The following is a 13,690-nucleotide window of genomic DNA, read 5'->3' on the forward strand; positions in this document are numbered from 1 at the left end:
GAAATCGTTCCGGGCCGGGCGCCCGCAGAGGGAGGAACATTCTTATGAGCAAGATTTATACGTCCGCAGATCAGTTGATCGGTCACACTCCGCTGCTGGAGCTGACCCACATCGAGAAGCAGGAGGATCTGAAGGCCACCATCCTGGCAAAGCTGGAATACTTCAACCCGGCGGGTTCGGTCAAAGACCGCATCGCCAAGAAGATGATCGACGATGCAGAAGCCACTGGCAAGCTGAAGCCTGGTTCGGTCATCATTGAGCCGACCTCCGGCAACACCGGCATCGGTCTGGCCGCTGTGGCGGCGGCCAAGGGCTACCGCATCATCATCGTCATGCCGGAGACCATGAGCGTGGAGCGCCGCCAGCTGATGAAGGCTTACGGCGCAGAGCTGGTCCTGAGCGAGGGTGCCAAGGGCATGAAGGGTGCCATTGCCAAGGCCGATGAGCTGGCAAAGGAGATCCCGAACGCCTTCATCCCCGGTCAGTTCGTCAACCCGGCCAACCCCAAGGCGCACATTGAGACCACCGGCCCGGAGATCTGGGAAGACACCGACGGCGAAGTGGACATCTTCGTGGCAGGCGTCGGCACCGGCGGCACCGTCACCGGTGTGGGCCAGTACCTCAAGAGCAAGAACCCCGGCGTCAAGGTCGTGGCCGTGGAGCCTGCATCCTCTCCGGTGCTGAGCCAGGGCGTTGCAGGCGCACACAAGATCCAGGGCATCGGTGCCGGTTTCGTCCCCGCTGTGCTGGACACCAAGATTTACGATGAGATCATCCCCGTCACCAACGAAGACGCCTTTGCGACTGGCCGTCTGATCGGCCACAAGGAGGGCGTTCTGGTGGGCATCTCCTCCGGTGCGGCCGTCTGGGCTGCTCTGGAGCTGGCAAAGCGCCCCGAAAACGCAGGCAAGAGGATCGTTGTCCTCCTGCCCGATACCGGCGACCGCTACCTGTCCACGCCGCTGTTCGCCGAATAACCCGCAAGATCGATCGATGCCGCTGCGCAAAACAGATGCGCGGCGGCATTTTTTGTGCTACAATAGAGCCATTCTAACATTGTGAGGTCTTCTATGAACTATTACGCTGCCCCGATGGAGGGGCTGACCGACCGCATCTGGCGGCAGGTGCACCAGAAATGGTTTGGCGCAGCCGATGCCCCCACGCGCTACTATGCGCCGTTCCTGTCGCCGCCGGAAAACCGCGTCCTCATCCCGAAAAAGATGGCGGAGCTGGCCCCGGAGGCCAATGCAGGCACGGTCGTGATCCCGCAGCTGCTGGCCAGAGACGGCGAACTGGCCGCCTGGATGATCGGCGAAGTGCGGAAGCTGGGCTACACGGAAATCAACCTGAACTTCGGCTGCCCCTCCGGCACGGTGACAGCCAAGGGCAAGGGAGCCGGGATGCTGCGGGACCCCGCCCGGCTGGACGCTTTTCTGGACGCCGTCTTTTCGGCGGTGGAGGGGCCGGTCTCGGTCAAGACCCGCATCGGCGTTCAGAAGCCGGAGGAGTTTGCGGCTCTGCTGGATATTTACAATCATTATCCCATCTGCGAGCTGACCATCCATCCCCGTGTGATGAAGCAGCTGTACCGGGGCGAGGCCGACCGTGCCGCCTTTGCTGCGGCGCTGCCGGAGTGCCGGATGCCGGTCTGCTACAACGGCGATGTCACGACGCCGGAAGCACTGCACGCGCTGGAAGCGGAGTTCCCGCAGCTGTCGGGCATCATGGTGGGGCGGGGGCTCATCGCAGACCCGGCCCTGTTCCGCCGTGCGCGGGGCGGCGCACCGGCTTCCAGAGAGGAACTGCGCGGCTACTGCGACGACCTCTACCACGGCTACACCGAGGCCTTTGGCGCGGCCAGCTGTGCCGTCAGCCGGATGAAGGCGCACTGGTTTTATCTCATCCATCGGTTCGAAGGGGCCGATCCGCTGGAAAAGCCTCTCCGCAAGGCCCGCGAGGGGTGGGAGTATGAGACGGTGGTGAACCAGATCTTCACGCGGCAGATGAACTGAAAACAGCCCGCCGTCTTCTGCGAGACAGCGGGCCGGAAAGGACAAAGCGGATCAGACGTTCAGGTAGCTGCGGAGCAGAGCCTGCAGCAGGTCGTCCCGGTCAACTTTACGGATGAGGGAGCGGGCTCCTTTGTAGGTCGTGATATAAGTGGGATCTTCGGACAGGATGTAGCCCACCAGCTGATTGACCGGATTGTAGCCTTTTTCCTTCAATGCGTCGTACACTTGCTGTACGATCTCATGAATTTCGTCGTCCTTTTTGTCGTGGATCGAAAAAATAGCAGTTGCGTCGCCCACGCAGTACACCCCCTTCGGTATTTCTATCCACGCCCAAAGCGGAAGTGGAACTAGAACTATAGTTCATTGTACACGAAGCGAGTGTAAACTTCAAGATTCCAGACTCTATTTGCACATATTCACCAAAATCAACGGAAATTTTAAGTCAAAACAACGGGGCGTTTGCCCTGGAAAGGGGAGGATTTCATGCTGTTCGGGGTAGGATGTGATCTTTGTGAGGTGGCACGGATGGAAAAAAGCCTGTTTGGGGCGCACGGGGCGGCGTTTGAGGCGCGGGTGTTTGGCACCGGGGAGCGGCAGGCGCTTGCGCTGGCCGAGTGTCGGGCCGACCCTTCTGCCCGCAGGTGCACCCACAGAGCCGCCAGCGCCGCTGCAGATTTTGCGGCGAAGGAAGCCTTCCTCAAGGCGGCGGGCACCGGCCTGCGGGAGCCGTTTTCGCTCTGCGAGATCGAGGTGCTGCGCCTGCCCTCCGGGGCACCGGTGTATCGCTTCTCCGGGCGGACGGCGGCCTGGGTGGAGGAGCATCACGTGACGGCCCGCCTTTCCCTCAGCCACGACGGCGGGATGGCGCTGGCGTTCTGCGTTCTGGAACAGGCGGAAACCTGATCCGCTCCGCTGCATAAAATGGAAGAAAGCCCCCGCGTGCATACCGCCGCCCGGCACAGCCCATACTAGAGGCAGACAGGGAGGGTTGATTCCATGGAAGTACACAGAGGAGAAGTTTTCTACGCAGACCTTTCGCCGGTGGTGGGGTCCGAGCAGGGCGGCATCCGGCCGGTGCTCATCGTGCAGAACGAGATCGGCAACCGCCACAGCCCCACCGTCATCGCGGCGGCCATTACATCCCGGCTGGACAAAGCCCGCCTGCCCACTCATATCAATATCCGGGCAGCGGACACCGGCCTCGCCAAGGACAGCGTCGTGCTGCTGGAGCAGATCCGCACGCTGGACAAACACCGCTTGCGGGAGCGCGCAGGGCAGATCACGCCGGAAGACCAGAAACGAGTCGATCAGGCACTGGATGTCAGCCTGGGGCTGGATGCCTACTGAAGATGTGAAAACAGAAAAGGGACTGCCGGTTCGGGCAGTCCCTTTTGTGGTTTTGGGTCAGTCTTCGTTTTTCAGGGTGCTCTCGGCGTCGTGGAGCAGGGCATACTCGCGGATCTTTTCCAGCGTCTGCTCGCTGAGGATATGCTCTGCCTTGCAGGCGTCCTCTGCGGCGATGTCCTCTTCCACGCCCAGCTGCACGAAGAAGTGGGTCAGCAGCCGGTGGCGGCTGTAAATGCGCTCGGCGATCTCGCGGCCCGGTTCCAGCAGGGTCAGGTTACCCTCACCGTCCACCGCAATGTAGCCGTTCTCCCGCAGCTTTTTCATCGCGATGCTGACGCTGGCTTTGGTGTAGCCCAGTTCGTTGACCACGTCGATGGAACGGACGCGGCCCATCCTCTGATTCAGCATCAGGATCGTTTCAAGGTAATCTTCTGCGGATTGGTGGATCTGCATGGTTATCGGCCTCCTGCCTTTCTTGATTTCCGGCCCGGAGCAGAAAAACGCACATCGGTTCGGTTTGTTATAGGATACCACATTCTGCCGGGGGATGCAAGTCGTTCGGCGGAAGTTTGCTAAAACAAACTAGACTTCTTCTGCATGATTTTGCTATTTTGACCGGAAACAGGGCCTGAAATCTTGTGGAACGTGCTTATCTGGACGCGCGGTAGGCTTCCGGGCCGGAGAGATAGAGGTCGCCGCCGTGGGCATCCAGAATGACGGTCAGGGGCATCTGCTCCACGGTCAGGCGGCGGACGGCTTCGCAGCCGAGGTCCGGCCAGGCGATGACTTCCAGCGTTTTGACGCTCTTGGCCATCAGGGCACCGGCCCCGCCCAGCGCGGCCAGATAGACCGCGCCGTTGCGCACGACGGCTTCCTTGACGGCGGCATCCCGCTTGCCCTTGCCGATCATGACCTTGTTGCCCAGGTCCAGCAGGCGGGGGCTCATCGCGTCCATCCGGCCGCTGGTGGTGGGCCCGGCCGAGCCGATGACCGCACCGGGGCGCTCCGGCGTGGGGCCGACGTAGTAGATGGCGCTGCCTTCGAGGTCGAAGGGGAGCGGCTCGCCCCGGTCCAGTGCTTCCAGCATCCGTTTGTGCGCCTGGTCGCGGGCCGTGTAGACCACACCGGACAGCAGAACGGTGTCGCCCGCCTGGAGCGGGGCCAGGTCCTGCGCGGTGCAGGGGGTGGTCAGTTCGTATTGCATGTTCATCAAGCCTCCTAATAGGCTCACGCCTTTGACGGAAAGGGAATCGTTTACAGCGTCGCGCTGGCGCGGCGGGTGACATGGCAGGAAACGTTCACGGCCACGGGCAGACCCGCCACATGGGTGGGCATCTGCTCGATGGCAAGGCCCAGGCAGGTGGTCCTGCCGCCAAAGCCCTGCGGGCCGATGCCGGTCTCGTTGACGGCGGCCAGCAGTTCGCGTTCGAGGGCAGCATAGTAGGGGTCCGGGTTGGGGATGTCCAGCGGGCGGAGCAGAGCCTTTTTGGCCAGATAGGCGACTTTGTCGAAGCTGCCGCCCACGCCGATGCCCAGCACGATGGGCGGGCAGGGGTTGGAGCCTGCCAGCGTGACCGTCTCCAGCACGAATTTCTTAAACCCTTCCACGCCGTCGGCCGGTTTGAGCATCTGGATGCGGCTCATGTTCTCGCTGCCAAAGCCCTTGGGGGCCACGGTGATGGTGCAGCCGTCGCCGTCCACGAGGTGGACTGTGATGGCGGCAGGAGTGTTGTCGCCGGTATTGCCCCGGCGCAGGGGGTCGGCCACGATGCTCTTGCGCAGGTAGCCGTCGGTGTAGCCCCGGCGGACGCCCTCGTGGATGGCGGCCTCAAAGCTGCCGTCGATGTGGACATCCGTTCCCAGCTCCACGAAGACGCAGGCCATGCCGGTGTCCTGACAGATGGGCAGAGCCTTCTCCTGCGCCGCACCGAGGTTCGACCACAGCAGGTCGAGGGTGGTTTTCGCCAGCGGCCACGGCTCTTCCTCCCGCGCTCTGGCCAGAGCCGCTTCCACGTCTTGGGGCAGGCGGGTGTTGGCTTCGATGCACAGGCGGGCGACGGTATCGGTGATGGACTGTGCGGAGATCGTCCTCATGCCGCGCCTCCTTTACAGACGGGCCACGCCGGTCTCGCGGGCAGCTTTTGCCACGGCAGAGGCCACGGCCTCGGCCACGCGGGGGTCGAATGCGCCGGGGATGATGTTCTCTTCGCTGCGGTCCTCATCCGTGATGAGGTCGGCGATGGCGTAGGCTGCGGCCAGCTTCATGGCATCGTTGATGTCCCGTGCGCGGACGCTCAGGGCACCCTTGAACAGGCCGGGGAAGCAGAGCACGTTGTTCACCTGATTCGGGAAGTCGCTGCGGCCGGTGGCCATGACCCGCACACCGCCTGCCTTGGCCTCGTCAGGCATGATCTCCGGGGTGGGGTTGGCCATGGCGAAAACGATGGCGTCCGGATTCATGGTCCTGCACAGCTCGGTGGTCAGGATGCCGGGGCGGGACACGCCGATGAAGACATCGGCCCCCTCGATGGCCTCCTTCAGGCCGCCCTTGATCTGGCGGGGGTTGGTCACTTCGCCCAGCCAGTTCTTGTGGGCCTCGGCGCTGTTGCAGCCCTTGTACAGGGTGCCGAACTGGTCCACCGCCACGATGTCTTTGGCACCGGCGGTCATCAGCATCTTGATGATGGCCGTGCCGGCGGCACCGGGGCCGTTCAGGACGATGTGGACATCCTCCATCTTTTTGCCCACCACGCGCAGGGCGTTGATGAGCGCAGCCGTCACGACGATGGCGGTGCCGTGCTGGTCGTCATGGAAGACGGGAATGTCCAGCTCACGCTCCAGCGTTTCTTCGATCTCGAAGCACTCCGGGCTTTTGATGTCCTCCAGATTGATGCCGCCGAAGGTCGGGGCGATGGCCTTGCAGGCCGCGATGACGCTGGCGGCGTCGTGGGCGTCGATGCAGATGGGGAAGGCATCCACGCCGCCGAATTCCTTGAACAGCACGGCCTTGCCCTCCATGACCGGCAGACCGGCTTCGGGGCCGATGTCGCCCAGGCCCAGCACGGCGGTGCCGTTGGACACGACGGCCACCATGTTGCTCTTGAAAGTGTACTTGTACACGTCGTCGGGGTTCTCTTTGATCTTGCGGCAGGGCTCGGCGACGCCGGGGGTGTAAGCCGTGGACAGGTCGTCGCGGGTCCTGACCTCGACCTTGCTCACGATGCCGACTTTGCCGTGGTGGCTCTCGTGCATTTCGAGAGCGGCTTTGTTGTAATCCATGGATGTTCCTCCTTGTGTTGATGTGCTTCTCTTATTATAATAAAGCCGCAGGCCCGGCAGCGCAAGAGGATTTTTGCGTGTGCGGGGCGACAGCTTGACAAACGACGATAGAACGATTATACTACAAATAGAAAAGGCGCTGGCCCAACAAACGGCTAGCTCCCTACCAGCAGATCAAAAGAATGACCGCCAACGGGTGCTAAACGTGGGGCGGTCATTTCTTTTGTCCATTTTTTGTGCGAAACTCTCGGAATCGGAGCACGATGTCGATCGTGTCGTAAACCGTTGTGACGAGGAACGTCAACAGCGCAAGAATCTCGGTCAATGTCATGGGTACATTCCCCCTTTCGGCCAGAGCCTCCGGGGAGAAACGTTCAAAAGTCGCCCTCCCGGCGCCCTGTTTATGGAAACAAAGCCATCCGGTAGGGAGTTGCCGCCTGCGTTCTGGACACAGCGCCTTGCCGCTTTGCTGCGGCAATTATAGGATATCACAGCTTTTGACAAAAAGCAACGACCTCACGTGGCAGGCAGCGTGAAACTTGTGGAAATTTCGCAAAATCCTTTTCTTTTTCATTTTTACCCTTTATAATAAAATCTGTCTGAAAAAAATTGCAGTTCCCGGCGGCGTCCGGGATACAGGAGGTATCCACTTGAAACGAATCATCTCGAAGGCAGTCTGCCTTCTCTGCGCCGGTGCACTGGCGCTGACGGCTGCGGGCTGCTCGAAGTCTGCGGCGTCCTCTTCCGCATCGGCCGGCTCGGAGGCGTCTGTCTACGGCAGCGCTTCGGATTATAACTACCAGAACTTTGCTTACAGTGACGGTCTGGACGAGAACGGCTACTGGTCCGGCATCCGCGCACTGGATTATGTGACCCTGCCGGAGGACTACGCTTCCATCCCGCTGAAGAAGGCGGACATCGAGCCGACGGAGGAGGACGTGCAGTCCCAGATCGACAGCCTGCTCAGCCAGAACACCACCACGCAGCAGATCACCGACCGTGCCGCCGCCGACGGAGACACCGTCAACATCGACTATGTGGGCACCGTGGATGGCGTGGCATTTACCGGCGGCACCTACAGTGGCTACAGCCTGACGCTGGGCAGCGGTTCCTTCATCGACGGCTTTGAAGACCAGATCGTGGGCCACAAGCCCGGCGAGACCTTCGATGTTAATGTCACCTTCCCGGACGGCTACAGCGACTCCACCGACGCTGAGGGCAATACGGTAGTCCTGAGCAACAAAAAGGCGGTCTTCTCCGTCACGTTGAACTACATCAGCGAGGAGATCCTGCCGGAACTGACCGATGCCTGGGTCGAGGAGAATTTCAGCAGCACCGACGGCGTCCACACCGTGGAAGACCTGCGGGCCGAATACCAGAAGATGCTGTATCAGAACAACCTGAACACTGCGGTGATGGATTATCTGCTGGCAAACTCCACCTTCAAGGACCTGCCCAAAGAAGTGACCGATTATCAGGTCAACCAGTGCCTGAACTACTACTATACCATGGCTCAGTATTACGGCTATGATCTCGACAGCTTCCTGCAGGCTGCTGCCGGTTACAACAGCGCCGACGACCTGCTGGATGCCATGAGCGACAGCATCACCGAGTATGCTCGCGAAGCGCTGCTCTATCAGGCAGTGGCTGAGGCGATGGACATCGCCCCCACCCAGGAGCAGATCGACACCTACTCTGCCTACACCGAGACCTACGGTGCCAACTACTGCACCATGGTCGCGCTGATGGACGCCGTGTCCGAGGCGCTGACCACCGGGGCACAGGTGAAGTAAAAAAGCCAAAAAGAAAATACCGCCGCGCAGAAAATAGCTGTGCAGCGGTATTTTTCGTTTTTTGGGTTATTTTTTCAGGGCATCTGCGAGGACGCGCAGCAGGTGCGGGACGTCCAGCGGTTTTGCGATATGGCCGTTCATGCCGGCCGCCAGCGCGTTCTGACGGTCTTCTTCAAAGGCGTTTGCCGTCATCGCAAAGATGGGGATGTTGGCCTTCTCGGCGTCCGGCAGGGCGCGAATCTGCCGCGTGGCCTCGTAACCGTCCAGATTGGGCATCTGGATGTCCATCAGGATCAGGTCATACTGGCCGGGGGCCGCCTGCTTTATCTTTTGGACGGCGACCGCGCCGTCCTCGGCGGTATCCACCACAAAACCGGCTTCTTTCAGGATCTCCAGTGCGATCTCACGGTTCAGCTCGTTGTCTTCCACCAGCAGGAGCTTCTTCCCCTTGAGGTCGGCCGCAGTGGGTTGAGCGGGCTCGGAGGCAGGCTCTGCACGGAACGGTTCGGCCAGAACGCGGCGCAGCTCCGAGAGGAAGAGCGGCTTTTCGCAGAACGCGGTCACTCCGGCGGCGCGGGCCTCGTCCTCGATGTCCGCCCAGTCGTAGGCCGTCAGGATGATGATGGGGCAGCGATTCCCGATCACCTTGCGGATCTGCCGCACGATCTCGATGCCGTTCATGTCGGGGATCAGCCAGTCGATGATGTAGACGCTGAACTCATCGCCCTGCTCCACCGCATATTTGGTGCGGATGACCGCTTCCTTGCCGGAGATCGTCCACTCCGGCCGCATCCCGATCTTGGACAGCATGGTGCTGACGTTCAGGCAGGTGTTGGTATCGTCGTCTGCCACCAGGGCGCGCAGCCCTTCCAGCTGGGGGAGCTGCTTGGGCTCTGCTTTCTGCCCGCTGCGTGTGAAGCAGAGGGTCACGATGAACTCGCTACCCTTGCCTGGCTCGCTCGTGAGGGCGATGGTGCCGCCCATCAGATCCACGATGTTCTTGGTGATGGACATTCCAAGGCCGGTGCCCTGAATGCCGCTGACGGTTGAGCTTTCCTCCCGGCTGAACTCCTCGAAGATGTGCTTCTGGAACTCTTCGCTCATGCCGATGCCGTTGTCCTTGATGCGGAACTCATAGCAGACGCAGCCCTTGGGCGCACCGTTCTTCTGGGCGATGCGGATGCTGATCATGCCGCCGGTGGGGGTGAACTTGATGGCGTTGGACAGGATGTTCAGCAGGATCTGGTTCAGCCGCAGCGGGTCGGTGATGATGTCCTCATCCTCAATGTCCATGGTATCAATGAAGAGCGACAGCCGTTTGGCTGCAACATTGGGCTGGATGATGGAGCGCACATCGTGGACAAGGTCGGGCAGATGCACCGCCTTTTCCTCGATCTTGACCTTGCCGCTCTCGATGCGGCTCATATCCAGCACATCGTTGATGAGGGAGAGCAGATGCTGGCTGGAGGTGGAGATCTTTTTCAGGTAGTCCAGCACCTGCTCGCGGTTGTCGATGTGGGTCGCCGCCAGCGAGGTGAAGCCGATGATGGCGTTCATCGGGGTGCGGATATCGTGGCTCATGTTGAACAGGAACTCCCGCTTGGCGCGGTTGGCCGCGCCCTCGTGCTGGAGCGCGATCTCCAGTTTGCGGTTCTGCTCTTCCAGCTGGGTCTGATATTTCTTCTCCTGCTCTTTTTTCTGCTGCTCCATCTCCTGCACCGAGCGTCGGCGCAGCATCTGCAAGACCGAAACGAGCAGGATGTAACAGACCAGTGCCGTTAAGACCAGCGTGAGCGACTCGTGGAACACGGCTTTTTCATCCGTGTACGCATAGAGGTCGAACGACCGGCCGTGGCTGTACATGCCGAAATAGCAGCCGGAGCCGTTCCAGCCGTGGGTGGGCGTCAGCTTTTCCGCAAGCCCGGTGCTGCGGATCTCCTGCACCGGCGGGCTTGCGGTGGTGTCCTGCCCGATCAGCTCCGGGCGGTTGGACGCAATGACCTGATTGTTCTGCACGATGAACAGGGTGCCGCTGGTCTCTTCTGGGTAGCCGTCCAGAATGCTCTGGACCGACAGTGCCGTCCCCTCGACAAATTTGGCCGGGGTGCAGCGATAGGCCAGCAGGATGACCTCTTCGTGGTCGGCCCGGTGTGCCGCCACATCCACGGCAGACCCGTCTGCCAGCAGAACGCGCTTCAGGTAGGTCTTCTGCGGGAAGCGGAAGACGTCCAGCGCGGTCTCCTTTTTGAGCCGGTCTTCCAGCTGGGCATAGCCGATGCCGTTCGCTGTGTACTCGCACAGGAGTGTGCCGTCCGGGCGCAGCACGGAAATGCCGGTGAGCCAGAGCGTCTCGGTCTGCTGTTTCAGGCAGTGCGGGTCAGAGAGGTCGAGTGCGGCGTCACCGGCCAGCTGGTGCACCGAGACCGCCGTGCGGCGGAGCGCCTTGGCCGTGATGGTATCGTTGTACTGCTCAAAACTGGTGGACTGCGATTTGACGAACTCGATCGTCTGGCAGAAACGCTCTTCGGTCGCATGCAGGGCTTTCCAGCCGGAAGCCAGGACGACCCCCGCCATGAGGAGCGCACCGACGAGAATGTAGAGCACCCAGGTCCGCGTGTTCGGAGTGGTTTTGTTGTTACGCGTCAATGGTGTCCACCTCCAGATACTGCGAAGCATGTTCCAGGTATTTGCCGACGATCCGTTCCAGTGTGCCATCCTCGCGCATCTGCGCAAAGGTGTCATTCAGCTGGTGGTCCAGCCCGCGGCTGTCATTTTTGGCAAAGGCAACGCCCAGCCCGGTGACCAGCAGCGGCTCTTCGAGGATGCGGAACACCGCGTTGTTGTCTTTCATGTATTGCAGGATGGCCGTCTCGTGGGCGGCGATGGCGTCCACATAGCCGCAGGCCAGCATGGCATACTGCACACTGCGGTCTTCGATGCTGAACACCTCGACGGTCTGCGGGATGCGCGGGTCGGAGCCGCTGAGGAAGATGCCCTCTGGCTTGGAGGTGCTCTGCACCATAACGGTCTTCCCGGCAAGGTCGCTGAGGGACTGGATGCTGCTGTCGGCGTTCACGGCCACGACCTGACGGCTCACCATGTAAGGCCCGGCCCACCGGTAGAGCGTTTCGCGGCCCTGCATGGAAAAGCAGCCCCAGATGCAGTCGATGGCGCCGCTTTCCACAAGGGCGGTCTTCTGCTCCCAGTCGATGACTTCAAATCGTGCAGCGTATCCCATGCGGCGGAATGCCTCGGTGGCGATCTCCACATCGATCCCGGCCGGGGTGCCGTCATTGTTCAGATAAATATAGGGCGGGTAGGTGTCGCTTCCGATGAGGATCTGCGGCAGACCGCTGTTCTTCGCGTCCGTTCCGCCGCAGGCAGTCAGGCCGCCGAGGACCGTCGAGGCCGCCAGCAGGGTGCATCCGTTCAGGAATGCACGGCGTGAGAGGATGTGTTTCATGGGGACTTTCGTTCTCCTGTTGTTATTGCGTCCGCTGCTGCAACTGGACTTTCAGGTCGGTCTGCACATCCGTCAGGCATTGCAGCAGCAAAGGGTTGAATGCTCCGCACTCGCCGTTCAGGATCATCTGCACGGCTTTTTCGTGAGAGAAGGCTTTTTTGTAGCAGCGTTCGCTGGTCAGTGCATCGTACACATCGGCCAGCGCGACCAGCTGTGCGCTGATGGGAATTTCATCGCCCTTCAGCCCATCCGGGTAGCCGCGCCCGTCCCAGCGCTCGTGGTGCCAGCGGGTGATCTCGTAGGCGGTCTGCAGCAGCGGCTGCTCGTTGAAGTCTTCCAGCTGGTGCAGCATCTCGGCCCCCAGCATACTGTGGGTCTTGACGACCTCAAATTCTTCCGGGGTCAGCCTGCCGGGTTTGTTGAGGATCTTTTCGTCGATGCCGATCTTGCCGATGTCGTGCAGGGCGGAGGCCAGCGGGATGTTGTCCTGCTGCTCGGCGGTGATGGGGTACTGGCTGCTGATCTCCAGCAGGCGGTGGAGCAGCAGCTCGGTGATGATGCGGATGTGCCGCACATGGGCGCCGCTCTCGCCGTTGCGGAACTCCACGATATGGCTCAGCACACCCACCAGCATATCGGTGTTGTTTTCGCGGGCGCGAATCTGGTCCGACACCATCTGCACCAGCCGCCGCTGCTTGGCGTACAGCTTGATGGTGTTGGTCACGCGGCGGTAGACGATGCGGGCATCGAAGGGGCGGGTGACGTAATCGCTGGCCCCCAGCTCATAGGAACGCCGGATCGCGGCGTCGGAGTCGTCGCTGGAGATCATGATGACCGGGATGTCCTCGATGGTGTGGTTGACGTTCATAGCCTTGAGCACCTCGAAGCCATCCATGACCGGCATGTTGATGTCCAGCAGCACCAGTGCGATGTTCCCGGCCTCCGCCTGCATTTTTTCCAGGCATTCTTGTCCGTTTTCTGCTTCAAGAATGCTGTAATCGCCGCCCAGGATCTCCTTTAGTATCATGCGGCTCATTGCGGAGTCATCCACAAGTAAGATCTGCGACTTATTCTGTAAAAGTTTTTCCAGCGCTGCAAGACTATGCCCCGGAACCTCCACCATGACGGCATTCTTGCGGCCCTTTGCCTGATACATCAGCCAGTCTGCACGGCGAACGATACGTTCCACAGGGTCGGTGATGGACTGGATCGTTCCACCGATGCTCAGAGAAACACGGAAATGCGGATAGCCGGGTACGGATGCCATCTGCGCGGCAGTGCAGATCTGTTCCAGTTTGGTTTGCAAAAAGTCTCCCGGAATGCCGGGCAGCACCAGCAGAAATTCGTCCCCGCCGTAGCGGATGAGCAGATCGGAGCTGCGGATGCAGGACTGAATGGCGCTTGCCACCGTTTTCAGCGCCACATCTCCGGCGTAATGCCCATAGGTATCGTTGCAGATCTTGAAATCGTCCACATCCATCAGCGCGATCCCTGCCGGGCCGATGGATTTACGGACGACTTCCTCGTAATAGCGGCGGTTGTATGCGCCTGTCAGAGGGTCTTTGTAGAGTTCTTCTTTGAGCTTCTGATCTTGTGCCGCACGCTGCTCGGTGGCTTCGTCCAGCTGTGCTGTCTGATTTCGGATCAGCTGCGCCAGCTTTTGATTCGCGGCATCAAGAGCAACTTCCTGTTGATGAAGTTTTTTCAACAGCCGCTGCTCGCGCTTTTTGTAATAGCCCTCGATCTCGGAAACTGTATTCACGTTCTAACCTTCTCCTGCATCATTTACATCGTTT

The 13,690-nt window shown here is 60.7% G+C and carries 13 protein-coding genes; 5 read left to right on the forward strand and 8 right to left on the reverse strand.

What is annotated here, in order from left to right:
- Window positions 1-44 precede the first annotated feature (44 nt).
- Window positions 45-977, forward strand: coding sequence for a cysteine synthase A (gene cysK, locus DWY95_RS04110; RefSeq protein WP_118552462.1), 933 nt, complete (start codon window positions 45-47; stop codon window positions 975-977).
- A 93-nt stretch (window positions 978-1,070) separates the two neighbouring features.
- On the forward strand, window positions 1,071-2,012 hold the full coding sequence (locus DWY95_RS04115; RefSeq protein WP_118552464.1) for a tRNA-dihydrouridine synthase family protein: 942 nt from the start codon (window positions 1,071-1,073) through the stop codon (window positions 2,010-2,012).
- A gap of 51 nt (window positions 2,013-2,063) precedes the next feature.
- On the opposite strand, the gene DWY95_RS04120 is transcribed toward DWY95_RS04115, so the two are convergent.
- Entirely contained in the window at window positions 2,064-2,309 is a 246-nt protein-coding gene (locus DWY95_RS04120) for an IreB family regulatory phosphoprotein (RefSeq protein WP_097791652.1), read from the reverse strand.
- A gap of 186 nt (window positions 2,310-2,495) precedes the next feature.
- On the opposite strand from DWY95_RS04120, the gene DWY95_RS04125 reads away from it, so the two are divergent.
- Together DWY95_RS04125 and DWY95_RS04130 are read left to right on the forward strand one after the other, a co-directional pair.
- Complete coding sequence (locus tag DWY95_RS04125; RefSeq protein WP_118552466.1) at window positions 2,496-2,915, forward strand: holo-ACP synthase; 420 nt, start codon at window positions 2,496-2,498, stop codon at window positions 2,913-2,915.
- Window positions 2,916-3,008: 93 nt separating this feature from the next.
- The gene (locus DWY95_RS04130; RefSeq protein ID WP_097791654.1) at window positions 3,009-3,359 is read left to right on the forward strand and encodes a type II toxin-antitoxin system PemK/MazF family toxin; all 351 of its coding nucleotides are present in this window, start codon (window positions 3,009-3,011) and stop codon (window positions 3,357-3,359) included.
- Window positions 3,360-3,416: 57 nt separating this feature from the next.
- On the opposite strand, the gene DWY95_RS04135 is transcribed toward DWY95_RS04130, so the two are convergent.
- From DWY95_RS04135 to DWY95_RS04150, 4 genes are all read right to left on the reverse strand, one after another.
- The gene (locus DWY95_RS04135) at window positions 3,417-3,812 is read right to left on the reverse strand and encodes a metal-dependent transcriptional regulator (protein WP_097791655.1); all 396 of its coding nucleotides are present in this window, start codon (window positions 3,810-3,812) and stop codon (window positions 3,417-3,419) included.
- A 196-nt stretch (window positions 3,813-4,008) separates the two neighbouring features.
- On the reverse strand, window positions 4,009-4,563 hold the full coding sequence (locus DWY95_RS04140) for a Fe-S-containing hydro-lyase (RefSeq protein WP_097791722.1): 555 nt from the start codon (window positions 4,561-4,563) through the stop codon (window positions 4,009-4,011).
- A 50-nt stretch (window positions 4,564-4,613) separates the two neighbouring features.
- A complete protein-coding gene (locus DWY95_RS04145) occupies window positions 4,614-5,453 on the reverse strand; it encodes a fumarate hydratase (protein ID WP_097791656.1) in 840 nt (279 codons plus the stop codon).
- A gap of 12 nt (window positions 5,454-5,465) precedes the next feature.
- Window positions 5,466-6,638, reverse strand: a complete 1,173-nt coding sequence (locus DWY95_RS04150) for a malic enzyme-like NAD(P)-binding protein (protein ID WP_118552468.1) — start codon at window positions 6,636-6,638, stop codon at window positions 5,466-5,468.
- Window positions 6,639-7,288: 650 nt separating this feature from the next.
- Between DWY95_RS04150 and tig the strand changes: the two genes are divergently transcribed.
- Complete coding sequence (gene tig / locus DWY95_RS04160) at window positions 7,289-8,431, forward strand: trigger factor (RefSeq protein ID WP_243082565.1); 1,143 nt, start codon at window positions 7,289-7,291, stop codon at window positions 8,429-8,431.
- A gap of 66 nt (window positions 8,432-8,497) precedes the next feature.
- Here the strand turns inward: tig and DWY95_RS04165 are convergent, their stop codons facing one another.
- From DWY95_RS04165 to DWY95_RS04175, 3 genes are read right to left on the reverse strand one after another with little or no spacing between them, the layout of a single operon-like run.
- Window positions 8,498-11,077: a response regulator gene (locus DWY95_RS04165; RefSeq protein WP_118552472.1), complete on the reverse strand. Its 2,580-nt coding sequence runs from the start codon at window positions 11,075-11,077 to the stop codon at window positions 8,498-8,500.
- On the reverse strand, window positions 11,067-11,894 hold the full coding sequence (locus tag DWY95_RS04170; RefSeq protein WP_118552474.1) for a transporter substrate-binding domain-containing protein: 828 nt from the start codon (window positions 11,892-11,894) through the stop codon (window positions 11,067-11,069). The genes DWY95_RS04165 and DWY95_RS04170 overlap by 11 nt, the downstream gene beginning before the upstream one ends.
- A 22-nt stretch (window positions 11,895-11,916) precedes the next feature.
- Window positions 11,917-13,656, reverse strand: a complete 1,740-nt coding sequence (locus DWY95_RS04175) for a diguanylate cyclase (protein ID WP_118552476.1) — start codon at window positions 13,654-13,656, stop codon at window positions 11,917-11,919.
- Between the last annotated feature and the right edge of the window lie 34 nt (window positions 13,657-13,690).

The sequence above is a fragment of the Faecalibacterium sp. AF28-13AC genome (genome assembly GCF_003478405.1).
GTDB classification, from domain to species: domain Bacteria; phylum Bacillota; class Clostridia; order Oscillospirales; family Ruminococcaceae; genus Faecalibacterium; species Faecalibacterium prausnitzii_E.